Origin of the sequence: Leptolyngbya subtilissima AS-A7 (genome assembly GCF_039962255.1) — a bacterium.
GTDB lineage: Bacteria > Cyanobacteriota > Cyanobacteriia > Phormidesmidales > Phormidesmidaceae > Nodosilinea.
Genome location: NZ_JAMPKY010000010.1, coordinates 26,192 through 40,026, shown reverse-complemented (window position 1 = coordinate 40,026; position 13,835 = coordinate 26,192). Strand labels below are relative to the sequence as shown.

The following is a 13,835-nucleotide window of genomic DNA, read 5'->3' as shown; positions in this document are numbered from 1 at the left end:
AAGATCGCTACGTATCGAAACCATCTACCCATGAAAATTACTGAAGATACATCTATTTTGGTAACCGGCGGCACCGGTTCCTTTGGGAAAAAGTTTGTTGGCACTATCCTCGAAAAATTTCCTAATATCAAACGACTCGTCATCTACTCTAGAGACGAACTCAAGCAGTTTGAGATGGCACAGATATTTCCTCAGTCAAAATATCCAGGCATTCGATATTTCATTGGTGATGTAAGAGATCAGCAGCGACTAATTCGTGCCTTTGAACGGATTGACATTGTCATCCATGCGGCAGCCTTAAAACAGGTGCCCACCGCTGAATATAACCCGATAGAATGTATCAGAACAAATGTCTTAGGTGCTGAAAATGTGATCGAGGCATCCCTGAGTACCGGTGTTAAGAAGGTCATTGCTCTTTCTACCGACAAAGCAGCAGCCCCAATCAATCTTTACGGAGCTACTAAGCTTTGCTCAGACAAACTATTCATCGCCGCTAATAACATTAAGGGTATTCGCAAACTCAGCTTTTCCGTTGTCCGCTACGGCAATGTAATGGGCTCTCGCGGGTCGGTAATACCGTTTTTTCTAGGCAAGCGCAAGGAAGGTATTTTGCCTATCACAGACCCCGCCATGACTCGGTTTAATATTTCCCTTGAAGAGGGAGTTGATATGGTGCTTTGGGCGATTAAACACGCTTGGGGAGGAGAAGTTTTTGTGCCGCGCATTCCGTCTTATTTGATCACTGACGTAGCCAAGGCCATTGGCCCTGACTGCGAGTACCCAGTTGTAGGCGTTAGACCTGGTGAAAAAATTCACGAAGAGATGATTACAACCTCAGACTCTTTTACCACCGTAGACCTCGGCCATTACTACGCTATTTTGCCAATTCAGGGGGCGTACTCCATCGAAGAGTACTGCAAGAAGATGAATGCTAAACCTGTAGAACCAGGGTTTAGCTACAACTCGGGACAAAACGAAAAGTTTCTCAGCGTTGAGGAGCTGCAAAGCCTCATCAAACTGCATATTGATCCTCACTTTTCTGCTTAGCTGATGACACCTTTTATCCCCTATGGTCGGCAGAGCATTAGCCAGCAGGACATTGATGCCGTGGTTGCAGTGCTGAAGTCTGACTGGTTAACCCAAGGGCCTGCGATCGCCCAATTTGAGCAGGCCGTAGCTGATTACTGCGGCGTTAGCTATGCCGTAGCCGTCTCCAGCGCCACTGCGGCGCTCCACATTGCCTGCTTGGCTGCAGAACTCGGCTCTAGAGATACGCTTTGGACTTCACCCAATACCTTTGTAGCCTCGGCCAACTGTGGTTTGTACTGCGGAGCCACAGTCGATTTTGTAGACATTGATCCTAAGACTTATAATCTCGACATTGCCCTACTACAGCAAAAATTGAGCTGGGTGCAACAAGACGGCACCCTACCTAAGGTGGTCGTGCCCGTGCATTTTGCGGGGCAGTCTTGCGATATGGAGGCGATCTCTTCCCTCGCCCAACAGTACGACTTTACCGTGATCGAAGATGCTTCCCACGCTATTGGCGGGCAGTATCGGGGTAGGCCTGTGGGCTGCTGCCAGTTTTCCGACATGGCAGTGTTCAGCTTTCACCCGGTCAAAATTGTCACTACTGGGGAGGGCGGCATGGTGCTGACTAACCAAAAAGCTCTTTACGAAAAGCTGATTCGCTTCCGCAGCCACGGTATTACCCGAGAGCCTGAGCAAATGCAGGGCGAAAGCCACGGCCCCTGGTACTACGAGCAGCTAGAGCTGGGATTTAACTACAGAATGACCGACATTCAAGCGGCTTTGGGAACCAGCCAAATGCAGCGGCTGCCCGCCTTTGTGCAGCGTCGTCAGATGCTGGCCGATCGCTACTTCGAACTCCTGCAAGGTTTGCCGATCATGCTGCCTGTTCAGCCCCCTGAGACGGCCTCCAGTTGGCACCTGTTTGTGATTCGGCTCATGCTAAATACCCTTCAGCTGAGCCATCGGCAGGTGTTTGAAACCCTGCGGGACAAGGGTATTGGGGTAAACCTGCACTATATTCCTGTGCATACCCAGCCCTACTATCAAACCCTTGGTTTTCGGCCCGGCGACTTTCCAGAAGCAGAGCAATATTACCGCGAAGCTATAAGTCTGCCGCTGCACTACGAAATGAGCTTGGACGAGCAAGATTATATTGTCGATTGTTTACGGGCGTGCCTGACATGACGACAGCTATTATTGTGCAGGCCCGCATGACCTCAACTCGTTTACCCGGTAAGGTGCTTAAACCCGTGCTGGATAAACCACTGCTAGCTTATCAAATTGAGCGGCTCAAGCGGGTAAAAACCGCCGACAGCATTGTGATTGCCACCACTGAAAACGATTCTGACAACCCAATTGTTGAGCTGTGTAAGGCCTTAGAAGTTGATTATTTTAGAGGCTCTGAGCAGGATGTTTTGTCGCGCTACTACGGGGCAGCTCAGGCCGCCCAATCAGATATTGTGGTGCGTGTGACCTCAGACTGCCCGCTAATTGATCCAGAGGTTATTGATGAGGTCATACAGGTTTATGCGGCCGAGTGCGATCGCTACGACTATGTCTCTAACGCGCTCAAGCGCACCTACCCACGGGGCATGGATATCGAGGTTTTGCCGACTTGGGCCTTAGAGCAAGCCTATCGAGAAACCACCGAACCACCGGAGCGAGAACATGTGACGCCATTTATCTACAACCATCCAAAGCGCTATTCTCTCGGCCATGTTATCTATTCCGAAGACCTCAGCCACCATCGCTGGACAGTGGATACCCCAGAAGATTTTGAGCTGATCAAGCGCATGCTAGAGGAACTTTACCCCCTCTCGCCTAAATTCAATTTGCAAGACTGTCTGCGGGTGATCGAAAGCCACCCCGACTGGTCAGCAATTAATGGCCACATTGAGCAAAAGCTGTACGGAATGTAGCTATGCAGGTTTTGTTTCGAGCTGATGCATCTACACAAATAGGAACAGGTCACGTAATGCGATGCCTAGCCTTGGCTCAAGCCTGCCTTGCTGAGGGGGGGCAAGCTCATTTTTTGATGGGGTGTGAAGGGGCTACCCTAACGCAGCGGCTAACTAGTGAAGGAGTTGGGGTGAGCTATGGGTCTGTGCCATGGGCCAGCGAGGCCGATGCCCAAAACACCATTGCTCTAGCAAAAGATTTGCAGGCTGATTGGGTTGTCGTTGACGGCTACCACTTTGGTGCAGAGTACCAAAAATGGCTTAAGGATGTAGGGACAAAACTTTTAGTGCTGGATGATTATGGCCACGCAACGCACTATTGGGCTGACATAGTCCTCAATCAAAATATTACTGCTGAGGAAGAAATTTACGCTAGCCGAGAATCTTATACTAAGTTGTTGCTGGGCACTCGCTATGCATTGCTGAGAGAGGAGTTTTGGCCCTGGCGCAGTTGGAAACGGCAAATTAGTCCCATAGCATCAAAGGTGCTGGTTACTCTGGGTGGATCTGACCCCAACAACATTACTTTGGCCGTAATTCAGGCGTTGCAAGAGGCTAAGATTGCGGGGCTAGAGGCAGTTGTAGTAGCCGGAGCTAGCAACCCCCATTGTAGTGAGTTAGCCCAAGCAGTAAAAGGTTGGGAGAAAAGCATTACCCTGAAGCAAAACGTGACCAACATGCCTGAACTTATGGCTTGGGCTGATTTGGCAATTACAGCAGGCGGAAGCACCTGCTGGGAAACTGCCTTTATGGGATTGCCAAGCATGGTGATCACATTGGTCGAGAACCAGACTGCAATCGTGAAAACTCTCTCTAGCTTAGATGTCGTTGTTAGCATTAGCTCTCATGAAGCTTTTGAGATAAATTCTTTCGCTCATTGCTTAGAGAAATACCTTAAGCAGCAGGAGTTACGTTCGAGCCTATCGAAAAAATTCAGCAACTTAGTAGATGGATATGGCTCTGAGCGATTAGCGATGGTTATACAGGAGAGTCTTATCAGGCTCAGACCTGTAAATGAAGAGGATTGCTTACTGCTTTGGCATTGGGCTAATGATCCAGTAACTAGAGCTTCTTCATTCTCGTCAGAACTTATTTCTTGGCACCAGCATATTCAATGGTTTAATGCCAAGATTAAATCTGAGAATTGTACAATATATATCGCTCTAAATAATAGAGATCAACCTATTGGTTTAATTCGGTATGAAGTTGATGCCAAAAATGAAGCCGTGGTCTCAATTAACATCGCTAGTCAATATAGAGGGATGGGTTACGCCAGTTCAATCATTGAAAAATCTTCCTCAAAGATGCTGAAAAATTCAAAACTGCATCAGTTAAATGCATATGTTAAGCAAGATAACTTGGCATCTATTAAAGCCTTTCTAAAGGCAGGATTTAAGCAAACTGACAAGCCGTTTTCAGAGACTAGCAATAGCAAGCTAAGTGCAATTCATTTAATAAAACAAAATCACTATTTTTAATTTGGTAAACCCATGAAGACCATAAATATTTGCAATTATGAATTAGGTGATACTGCTCAGCCATTTGTAATTGCTGAAATGTCTGGCAACCATAATCAGTCTTTGGCTCGGGCGCTAGAAATTGTGGATGCGGCAGCCAAGGCAGGGGCACATGGTTTGAAGATCCAAACCTACACTGCTGATACTATGACTCTCGATATCAAAGAGGGTGAGTTCTTTATTAAAGACCCTAATAGTCTTTGGCAAGGGAATTCACTTTACAGTTTATATCAACAGGCTCATACCCCTTGGGAATGGCACCAGCCCATCTTCGATCGCTGCAAAGAGCTTGGCCTAGTCGGCTTTAGCAGCCCTTTCGATGCCACCGCCGTCGATTTTCTTGAAACTCTCGATGTCCCCTGCTACAAAATAGCCTCGTTTGAAAATACCGACCTGCCGCTGATTCGCAAAGTGGCCAGCACCGGCAAACCTATGATTATCTCTACCGGGATGGCAACCATTGCCGAACTGGACGAAGCTGTGCGCACAGCTCGTGCTGCCGGATGCCAAGACTTGATCTTGCTTAAATGCACTAGCACCTACCCGGCCAGTCCTGCCAACGCCAACATTATGACTATTCCCCACCTGCGCCAGCTGTTTGATGTGCAGGTAGGTCTGTCAGATCACACTATGGGCATTGGCGTTGCCGTTGCCAGCGTTGCCTTGGGGGCCACCCTGATCGAAAAGCACTTCACCCTTAGCCGAGCCGATGGTGGGGTAGACTCGGCCTTTTCCATGGAGCCGGACGAACTGCACCAGCTAGTCGTCGAGACTGAGCGGGCCTGGCAGTCGTTGGGCCAGGTCAGCTATGGGGCCACGAAAGATGAAGAAAAATCGGTAAGATTTAGGCGCAGTCTGTATGTGGGGCAACCTATGGAGGCAGGTGAGGTATTCACCGCCAATAACCTGCGCATCATTCGGCCCGGGTTTGGTTTGGCACCCAAATATTTTGATGATTTGATTGGCAAACCCGTCAAAAAAGCCACTCCAGCAGGCACCCCCGTCACCTGGGATTTGATTTTATAAACCAGCGGTTTTAAACCTATGGGCTACCCCCCTGACCTAGAGCAACAGATCAAACGCATCAACACTTTTGAGGAAAAATACCCTGCCCCAGATGCGCACCAGTGCTACGGCTTGGGTAAATGGCTCAAGCGTGATCTAGCCTTGCGCGAGGGCATTCCTCTGCACATTCATATGGATCATGGGGTTCGCATCAGCGAGGCCATGACTAATTGCGATCTGTTTGCTACTCAGCCCATCTTTTTCACCAGTGCTGCCCAGCGGAATGAGTACGTCAAGCAAACTGGCAAGCAGGCCTACGTTAGCGGTTCGCCCTTTGTCGCCTGCCGCATCCTTAACCAAATTAAATCAGACCCAAATGCTAGAGGCACCGTCGCTTTTCCCGTCCATTCCACTCACCTAATTGACGTGGTAATCGACTGGGAAAAGTATGCCGACGATTTGCTCAACCTGCCCGCCGAGTATCAACCCGTCACAGTGTGCCTGTATTGGAAAGATCTGCTGGCTGGGCGGCATACCCCATTCATCAAGCGGAGTATGACGGTGGTGACCACTGGGCATATGGCTGACCCTGACTTCGCCACCACTTTTTATGCCATCCTGCGGCAGCACCGCTACTGTACTAGCAATATGGTGGGGTCTTACACCTTTTACGCCGTCGAGATGGGGATTCCATTCTTTATTCACGGCATGCCGCCAGTTTTCAACAACCACGGCCACGACCACAACCGCCCAACCGGTACCTACACCGTTGACAATCTGGCAGACGATCGCGAGAAGCGCGACTTTTTAGAATTTCAAAATTTGTTTGAACTGGATGTAAATGCAGGAGTGACAATCAGCGATCGCGCTCGTGCCCTCTGCCTGAGCAAATTAGGCCTCGGCCAAGCCGATAGCAAAGCCACTCTGCGCCGGGTTATCTACCAGGCCTGGGCCAACCATGTGGCCCGGTGGCCCATCAATAAAGCCCATGGCGCTGTGAAAAAGCTGCGGCGGTTAGCCCAACCGACAAAATCGCGGCTGAACCAGGCACTCACCGGCAATATCCGTCAGCTCGAAGGAGTCGATATTCCTGCTAGCAAGATGATTTCGCCGATTATTCGGCAGACCATTAATTCAGGCGTCTACGAGTTTGGCGAGATCAGCCTGCTAAAAAAGTACCTGGACAAGCAAGATACAGTGATGGAAATTGGCGGTGGCATTGGCTTCTTGTCGGGCTATTGCGCCAAAAAAGTTGGTTCTGAGCGGGTGTTTACCTACGAGGCCAACCCGGTGCTGAAAGAGGCTATTCAAACCTTACATGCTAAAAATGGGGTTAGCCCAACGGTGGCGATCGCCATGGTGGCCAACACCAACGACACCAGCAAAACCGAAAAGTTTTACGTCACCCCAGACTTTTGGAGTTCGTCACCAATACAACCCACTACTGAAATTGTGGATCGGGTGATCGAAGTGCCAGTCAAATCTTTTAAGCAAGAGCTGGAAAAAAATCAGCCCACTCTGCTGGTGGTCGACATTGAGGGTGGGGAGTATGACCTGTTTGCCCAGGCCACCCTAAATACCGTACGCAAGCTCATTGTTGAGGTGCACTATGCGGTGCTGGGGCCAGAAAAAGTAGCGGCCCTTAAAACAACCTTTAGCAATCTAGGCTTTGAGCTGGTTGAGGCGATCACTAACTGTGATGATGAGATCTGGTATTTGCAGCGATCGCCCCTCTAAACGTTCACCTATAATGAAGCAGATTTCAGTCTGATGCTAAGCTAAAACTCTAAGCACTTAGCATCAAATTTTATTTATCTAAATCAAAAATTAAAGCCTATCAGATCAGAATAATTTGCAAGGTAAGCTTTCACTCTGCTCCAAGGGTGCTAATCATGGATACAGCTCCTACTCAAAGGCTAGAACTACTTTACAGAGAGTATGTGAGATTAAATGACAAAGCAGAAGATCTCATAAAAAGCACCTACGAAGACTTTAAGTCACTAGGTGTGGTAGGCGCAGTCATAATTATTTGGAAACCCATTTCGGAGATCATTCTACCTGCAATTCTAAGGCTTGAGTCTAGCCTATTCTTATTTCTAGGCTTTTTGAGCTTGCTTACAATCTTAGGATTGGTGGCATTCACAAATTTAATTAAGCAGTCTTATTCATGGCATTTTGTCCACAACTTACAAGCTTATGAATTAGAAATAAAAAAAGAGCTGAAAGAACTGGAAGGTTCTCGAATCTTTAATTTCAACATAGGCAAAGAAGAACCAAGATTTATCATAGCCTCGTATCGATTGGCTTTTAGATCCTTTCTCTTTTCAACGGCTGCGTTCGTTACGCTAATACCGTTCGTAATTCTTTGCTATTCGAGTATTTTGTACGCAATACTTTATTTTTTGGTGTCGGTTTTCGGTTTTCTAATCTATTTGCAAATTTTCAGAAGAGTTTTGAGGCAATACTCTAACAGTAATTTTCTTTGGTGGGCACAGCAACTTGCGAAGACGATAGATTCAATCAGTTTTGAAGAGTGTTTTTAAGCTTTACGGGTAACTTCGACCATGATTTCGGTCATCATTCCGACCCTTAACCGTGCCGACAGCCTAGCTCTGGCGCTTGAGTCAATGACTCGGCAGCAGGCTCCAAGTAATGACTTTGAGGTTTTGGTGGTGGACAATGGCTCTACCGACCACACCAAAGCAGTTGTCCAGGCCTTTGCGGATAAGCTGGCCTGGGCGCATCTGCGCTACATTTTTGAGCCTGAGCCGGGGCTGCTGTCGGGGCGGCACCGGGGTGCCCAGGAGGCCCAGGGCGACATTCTCTCGTTTTTAGATGATGATGTAGAGCTTGACCCGGGCTGGCTAGCGGCTATCCAAAGTGCCTTCACCGATGCGATTGTGCATCTAGTAGGCGGGCGAAACCTACCGCGCTACGAGAGCGAACCGCCCCCCTGGCTTCAGTATTTTTGGCAAAAATGTCCCGGTGGGCAGCTCTGCACCGAGCTAAGCCTACTCGACCTGGGCAACCAAAGCCGCCCGATCGATGCCAACTATGTCTGGGGGTTGAACTTCTCAATTCGCAAGGGCACATTGTTCGAGCTGGGCGGCTTCCATCCTGACTGTATTCCCAAACGGTTGCAGCACCTCCAAGGCGATGGCGAAACGGGGCTAACCCGTCAGGCCAACCAAAAGGGCTACAAAGCTATTTACGAACCGTTGGCCCTGCTGCACCACGTGGTGCCTGCCGCTCGCTTAACGCCTGAGTACTTTGAGTCACGCTACTTTTATCAGGGGGTGTGCGATTCGTACATGGCTATTCGCGATCGCCATCGCAGCCAGGATGCCGGAGCAAACGCCATTGGCCAAGCCCAATGGTTAAATTATTACGTCGGCAAGATCAAAGGAAAATTGACCAGTCTGGCCAAGGGCAGCGTTGAGTATAGAGCCATTCGGCAGCGCTGCAAGGTTGCCTATACCGCTGGGTTTGCGTTTCATCAACAGCAAGTAGCCCAGCACCCAGCTCTTTTGGAGTGGGTCATAAAAGAGGATTACTGGAATTATCAACTGCCCAATATTGTTGTTGCACCCCTCAGCCGAGGCGTTCAGTAGCAAGTGCGCCCAAGTCCTGTCGAAAAGTCGCCTTGGGTCGAGGGGTAGCCCCATCTGTTGATTTAGTTAAACAGGCTACGCGATCGCAGCCATCCTGGGCAGACTAAAAGCAGCAGGCCGCCTTGTTCTTCCGCAGGCGCTGCTCCTTCTATCCTTTACCCAAAGGCGCTGCCCCCATGCCATCCTCCTCCACCGTCACTGCCGCCCAGCTCTCCCCCGTTCAGCAAATTGTTCACAATAGCGAAATGCTGGCGCTGATTCTCTCCCACCGCTTTGCGGAGCCGGGCATTCACTTTTTTACCCCCAACGAGCTATCGCAGCAGCTCGCCTACATGAAGTACGACGCCGGCAAAACCATTCCGGCCCACGTCCACAACCCCGTGCACCGCGACGTGTTTCATACCCAGGAAGTGCTGTTTATCAAAAAGGGCAAGCTGCGGGTTGATTTCTATAGCCAAGAGCAGGAGTACCTGGAGAGCCGCGTGCTGGAAGGCGGCGACGTAATCTTGCTAGTAACGGGCGGCCACGGCTTTGAAGTGCTGGAAGACCTAGAGATGGTCGAGGTCAAGCAAGGCCCCTACATGGGCGATCAGGACAAAACCCGCTTCTCTGGGATATCGTCTAGCCAGGCCACTATTGCAGGCTAGGCAACACCATGGCGTTTATTCCTGTCAACGAGCCCGCCCTCAATGGCAATGAAAAAAAGTATCTGCTGGAATGCCTAGAGACGGGCTGGATTTCGTCGGAAGGCCCCTTTGTCGATCGCTTTGAGGCCGAGTTTGCCCAGCGGGTAGGTCGCCAGCACGGCGTGGCCGTGGCCAACGGCTCTGCCGCCCTCGATGTGGCGGTAGCTGCCCTAGGACTAGGGCCCGGGGATGAGGTGATCTTGCCCACGTTTACGATTATTTCTTGCGCGGCGGCGATCGTCCGTGCCGGAGCCAAGCCCGTCGTTGTCGATGCCGACCCCATTACCTGGAATATGGACGTGGGTCAGCTCGAGGCCTGCATTACGCCCCGTACCCGAGCGATTATGGTGGTGCACATCTACGGGCTGCCCGTGGATATGGAGCCGCTGTTAGCGATCGCCCAGCGCCACCACCTAGCCATCATCGAAGACGCCGCCGAGATGCACGGTCAGACCTACCGGGGGCAGCCCTGTGGCAGCTTTGGTAACATCAGCACCTTTAGCTTTTACGCCAACAAGCACATCACCACGGGCGAAGGCGGCATGGTGCTCACCGACGATGTGGAGCTGGCGGAACGCTGCCGCTCTCTGCGCAACCTCTGTTTTCAGCCCCAGCAGCGCTTTGTCCACGAAGAGCTGGGCTGGAACTTTCGCCTAGGCAACCTGCAAGCGGCTCTAGGAGTGGCTCAATTAGAGCAGCTCGACGGCTTCATCGCCCGCAAACGCGCGATCGGGCAGCGCTACACCGAGGGTTTGTCCAGTGTGCAGGGGCTGCAACTGCCGCTGGCTGCCACCAACTACGCCGAGAATGTCTACTGGGTCTACGGCCTGGTGCTCGACGACGGAGTGCCCTTCGATGCGATCGAGGCCATGCAGCGCCTCAAGGCCAAGGGCGTTGGCACGCGGCCCTTTTTCTGGCCCATGCACGAGCAGCCCGTGTTCCGTAAAATGGGGCTGTTTGAGGGCGAAAAGCACCCCGTGGCCGAGCGCATCGCCCGGCGCGGCTTCTACCTGCCCAGCGGCCTAGCCCTCACTGACGGACAGATTGATCAAGTAATTACCGCTGTGCGGGAGGTGATGGCGTGAGTGTATTTAATGCCTATGCTCAATACTACGACCTGCTGTACCAGGACAAAGACTACGCCCAAGAGGCCGACTTTATTCACCAACTGCTCAAAACCCACGCCCCTGCGGCTCAGCATCTGCTAGAGCTGGGCAGCGGCACCGGTCGCCATGCCGAATGTCTAGCTGAATGGGGTTATCACGTCACCGGGGTCGAGCGCAGTGAAGAGATGCTGGCCCGCTGTGGTGAACGGCAGGCCGAGCAGGCTAGCGAGATCGCCCAGCAGCTCAAATTCCTTCAGGGCGATCTGCGGGAGGTGAGGCTAGAGCAAACCTTTGACTGCGTGCTGTCGTTGTTTCACGTAATTAGCTACCAGACCAGCAACGCCGATTTGGCGGCGGCCTTTGCCACCGTAACCCAGCACCTCAAGCCGGGGGGCGTGTTTGTTTTTGACGTATGGTACGGGCCTGCGGTGCTGCACGACCAGCCCCAGGTGCGGATCAAGCGCCTGCAAAATCAAAACTTGGCCATCACTCGCATAGCCGAGCCGGTGCTACACCCCAATGACAACGTGGTGGATGTGAACTATCACGTTCTACTACAGCAGTTGGGCACCGACACCTGGCAAGAGCTGCGCGAGCTGCACCGCATGCGCTATCTGTTTAAGCCCGAGCTGGAGCTGCTGCTTCACCAGGCGGGGATGGATCTGGTGACCTGTGGCGAATGGATGACCGATCGCCCCGCCGGTCTAGACACCTGGGGCGTCTACTTTGTCGCTATGAAGTTATGAAGGTCGCTATCCCAGTTTCTGCCGCGTTTCCGTCAGCTGGGGGTGGTTACACCTTTGAGTCAGAAATTGTGGCAGCGCTGATCGACCTAGCCCCGGAAATACGCCATCAGGTCACGATTTTTAGCGGAGCCAAAGGCGACGGGCAGGAGACACCACACCCCAATCTCACCATCCTTCACCCGCCCAGCCAGTTGATGGCGGGCGCTGTTCCTACGGTGCTGCGGCAGGGGATGGGTCTGGCCCACGCCAGCGGCAGTCCCAAGCTGGCCAACCAAGCTGATAAAGTTCAGGCCGCCTTTGTGAGACGCTTTATTCTGAAAAACCGCTTTGACTTCGCCTGGGTGCTGGCCCCCGCCGCGCTGATTCAGTGCCCTAGACAGATTCCTTATGCCCTCACTTTATGGGATTTACAGCACCGCCTTCAGCCCTACTTCCCTGAAGTGAACCAAGGGCGCGAGTGGGGCAAGCGCGAGCGGTTCTACCGAGCGAACCTGCCTCGGGCGACTTATGTAGTCACCGGCACCGAGCGAGGCAAGGTTGAGACCGAGCGCTTTTATCAAATTGCACTGGAGCGCATTCAGGTGATTCCATTTCCAACGCCGAGGTTAGGGGATGCCATTGCCAATCACGCCTCCACAAAAGAAGAATTCCTAGCCCAGCACCGTCTACCCAGTCAATACTTCTTCTATCCAGCCCAGTTTTGGCCCCACAAAAATCACTACAATCTGCTCAAGGCATTCAAAATCTTGGTTAGCGAGCACAAAGATGTTGCCCTGGTGTTGACCGGCTCAGACAAGGGCAACGCGAGCTATGTCAAGCAGCTAATTCACGATTTAGATCTCGTTGCCAAGGTTCACATCCTAGGGTTTGTCTCAAAGGAAGACCTGGCTAACCTCTACAAGCACGCCCTGGCGCTGGTGTTTCCCACCCATTTTGGGCCAGATAATCTGCCACCGCTGGAGGCTTTTTCCCTAGGCTGTCCGGTGATTGCATCCCAAGTACCAGGGGCGGCAGAACAGTTGGGCGATGCGGCTCTGCTGGTCGATCAGCGCGATGCGGCCCAAATGGCATGGGCGATGAAATCTGTTTGCGAAGACGAAGCCCTGCGCCACGACCTGATTCAAAAGGGCTTGACGAGGGCGAAAAGCTGGCAACCCCAAGACTATGCGAGGCGGCTAATCGCGCTTTTGGATGAGTTTGAGAGCATTCGCTACTGCTGGCCCAACAGCACTAGCCACCCTAGCAATACCTAGTTTTCTTATGGATAATAAGGCCTATATTTTAATTCCGGTGCACAACCGTAGGGCAACTACTCTAGGCTGTTTGCAGGATCTTGATCGCAACGGTGACCTGACCCGCCATAGGGTAGTGGTAATCGACGACGGCTCTACCGACGGCACCAGAGCGGCCATTCAAGCCAGTTTCCCTAGCGTGACAGTGCTGGCGGGCGACGGTCACCTATGGTGGACGGGGGCAATCTGCTTGGGGATGGAGTATGCGATCGCCCAGGGAGCACAGTATTTAGTCTGGCTCAACGACGATTGCCGCTTGGCCCCCAACGCCCTGGATGGGTTTGTGCAGTTTTGCCATAACCATCCCAAAGCTATTGTTGGTGCCCAAGGGTTTGAGCAGAATGACCGCGATCGCCTTTCCTTTGGCGGCAAACGCAAGACCTGGCAGGGCTACCGCTTTTTGACGTTGTCCCCCGGCCAAACCCTACCCTGCGATCTGCTTAGCGGCAATCTGGTCTGTTTGCCCAGAGCGGTGGTAGAGGCAGTGGGCTATCCCGATGAGGCGGCTAGCCCCCATTACGGCGGTGACTCGCTATACCTGCTGCGCGCCCAAAAGGCCGGATTTCAGCTGTTTATCGATAGTCACTACCAAGTCTTTAATCAGGCCGCCGAGGCACGGCTCTGCCCCGCCGACTGGCTAATGGCCCCCGGCGACCCTTGGCAGCTAGTGCGGCTGGCCTTTAACCCTTACTCAGGGTTGAGCTGGCGGGTGTGGTGGCGGCTCAACTGGTTAGCCTACGGCCCCTGGGGTGTGGTGATGTTCCTCAAAAAATATCTCTCTATTCTCCCCATTACCCTGCTACGGCTACTACCCGTTGCCACCCGCCAGCGACTCTTTCGGCCGGGACAAGTTTCCTCCAATCAGCCCATCTGAGGCACGAG

Annotated in this window: 12 protein-coding genes; all 12 read left to right on the top strand. The window is 52.0% G+C overall.

From position 1 onward, the window contains the following. Positions 1 to 30: 30 nt before the first annotated feature. The 12 genes from pseB to NC979_RS20060 all read left to right on the top strand — a co-directional run bounded on the left by pseB (position 31) and on the right by NC979_RS20060 (position 13,827). Positions 31 to 1,047, top strand: coding sequence for a UDP-N-acetylglucosamine 4,6-dehydratase (inverting) (pseB, locus tag NC979_RS20115; RefSeq protein ID WP_190521040.1), 1,017 nt, complete (start codon positions 31 to 33; stop codon positions 1,045 to 1,047). A gap of 3 nt (positions 1,048 to 1,050) precedes the next feature. Further along, positions 1,051 to 2,217 carry a UDP-4-amino-4,6-dideoxy-N-acetyl-beta-L-altrosamine transaminase gene (pseC, locus tag NC979_RS20110; protein ID WP_190521032.1) on the top strand — a complete coding sequence of 389 codons (1,167 nt, stop codon included), beginning with the start codon at positions 1,051 to 1,053 and terminating at the stop codon, positions 2,215 to 2,217. Then, the gene (locus tag NC979_RS20105; protein WP_190521024.1) at positions 2,214 to 2,951 is read left to right on the top strand and encodes a cytidylyltransferase domain-containing protein; all 738 of its coding nucleotides are present in this window, start codon (positions 2,214 to 2,216) and stop codon (positions 2,949 to 2,951) included. The genes pseC and NC979_RS20105 overlap by 4 nt, the downstream gene beginning before the upstream one ends. 2 nt (positions 2,952 to 2,953) lie before the next feature. Further along, positions 2,954 to 4,468 carry a UDP-2,4-diacetamido-2,4,6-trideoxy-beta-L-altropyranose hydrolase gene (gene pseG / locus NC979_RS20100; RefSeq protein WP_190521022.1) on the top strand — a complete coding sequence of 505 codons (1,515 nt, stop codon included), beginning with the start codon at positions 2,954 to 2,956 and terminating at the stop codon, positions 4,466 to 4,468. Positions 4,469 to 4,480: 12 nt separating this feature from the next. Then, positions 4,481 to 5,533 (top strand): pseudaminic acid synthase, encoded by a 1,053-nt coding sequence (pseI, locus tag NC979_RS20095; protein ID WP_190521020.1) that lies wholly within the window; start codon positions 4,481 to 4,483, stop codon positions 5,531 to 5,533. Between the two features lie 18 nt (positions 5,534 to 5,551). Continuing rightward, positions 5,552 to 7,249 (top strand): FkbM family methyltransferase, encoded by a 1,698-nt coding sequence (locus NC979_RS20090; protein WP_190521019.1) that lies wholly within the window; start codon positions 5,552 to 5,554, stop codon positions 7,247 to 7,249. Positions 7,250 to 8,076: 827 nt separating this feature from the next. Continuing rightward, positions 8,077 to 9,123 carry a glycosyltransferase gene (locus NC979_RS20085; protein ID WP_190521017.1) on the top strand — a complete coding sequence of 349 codons (1,047 nt, stop codon included), beginning with the start codon at positions 8,077 to 8,079 and terminating at the stop codon, positions 9,121 to 9,123. A gap of 176 nt (positions 9,124 to 9,299) precedes the next feature. Further along, positions 9,300 to 9,770 carry a cupin domain-containing protein gene (locus NC979_RS20080; RefSeq protein WP_190521015.1) on the top strand — a complete coding sequence of 157 codons (471 nt, stop codon included), beginning with the start codon at positions 9,300 to 9,302 and terminating at the stop codon, positions 9,768 to 9,770. Positions 9,771 to 9,778: 8 nt separating this feature from the next. Then, positions 9,779 to 10,894 carry a DegT/DnrJ/EryC1/StrS family aminotransferase gene (locus NC979_RS20075; RefSeq protein WP_190521013.1) on the top strand — a complete coding sequence of 372 codons (1,116 nt, stop codon included), beginning with the start codon at positions 9,779 to 9,781 and terminating at the stop codon, positions 10,892 to 10,894. After that, the gene (locus NC979_RS20070) at positions 10,891 to 11,661 is read left to right on the top strand and encodes a methyltransferase domain-containing protein (RefSeq protein ID WP_190521011.1); all 771 of its coding nucleotides are present in this window, start codon (positions 10,891 to 10,893) and stop codon (positions 11,659 to 11,661) included. Before NC979_RS20075 ends, NC979_RS20070 begins: the two co-directional genes overlap by 4 nt. Further along, complete coding sequence (locus NC979_RS20065; RefSeq protein WP_190521009.1) at positions 11,658 to 12,914, top strand: glycosyltransferase family 4 protein; 1,257 nt, start codon at positions 11,658 to 11,660, stop codon at positions 12,912 to 12,914. Before NC979_RS20070 ends, NC979_RS20065 begins: the two co-directional genes overlap by 4 nt. 7 nt (positions 12,915 to 12,921) lie before the next feature. Continuing rightward, positions 12,922 to 13,827, top strand: a complete 906-nt coding sequence (locus tag NC979_RS20060) for a glycosyltransferase family 2 protein (RefSeq protein WP_190521008.1) — start codon at positions 12,922 to 12,924, stop codon at positions 13,825 to 13,827. The last annotated feature ends 8 nt before the right edge of the window (positions 13,828 to 13,835 follow it).

What these genes read in the sequence shown, in the direction of transcription:
- pseB (WP_190521040.1), top strand. Translation starts at nt 31, where the DNA reads ATGAAAATTACTGAAGATACATCTATTTTGGTAACCGGCGGCACCGGT.
- pseC (WP_190521032.1), top strand. Translation starts at nt 1,051, where the DNA reads ATGACACCTTTTATCCCCTATGGTCGGCAGAGCATTAGCCAGCAGGAC.
- NC979_RS20105 (WP_190521024.1), top strand. Translation starts at nt 2,214, where the DNA reads ATGACGACAGCTATTATTGTGCAGGCCCGCATGACCTCAACTCGTTTA.
- pseG (WP_190521022.1), top strand. Translation starts at nt 2,954, where the DNA reads ATGCAGGTTTTGTTTCGAGCTGATGCATCTACACAAATAGGAACAGGT.
- pseI (WP_190521020.1), top strand. Translation starts at nt 4,481, where the DNA reads ATGAAGACCATAAATATTTGCAATTATGAATTAGGTGATACTGCTCAG.
- NC979_RS20090 (WP_190521019.1), top strand. Translation starts at nt 5,552, where the DNA reads ATGGGCTACCCCCCTGACCTAGAGCAACAGATCAAACGCATCAACACT.
- NC979_RS20085 (WP_190521017.1), top strand. Translation starts at nt 8,077, where the DNA reads ATGATTTCGGTCATCATTCCGACCCTTAACCGTGCCGACAGCCTAGCT.
- NC979_RS20080 (WP_190521015.1), top strand. Translation starts at nt 9,300, where the DNA reads ATGCCATCCTCCTCCACCGTCACTGCCGCCCAGCTCTCCCCCGTTCAG.
- NC979_RS20075 (WP_190521013.1), top strand. Translation starts at nt 9,779, where the DNA reads ATGGCGTTTATTCCTGTCAACGAGCCCGCCCTCAATGGCAATGAAAAA.
- NC979_RS20065 (WP_190521009.1), top strand. Translation starts at nt 11,658, where the DNA reads ATGAAGGTCGCTATCCCAGTTTCTGCCGCGTTTCCGTCAGCTGGGGGT.
- NC979_RS20060 (WP_190521008.1), top strand. Translation starts at nt 12,922, where the DNA reads ATGGATAATAAGGCCTATATTTTAATTCCGGTGCACAACCGTAGGGCA.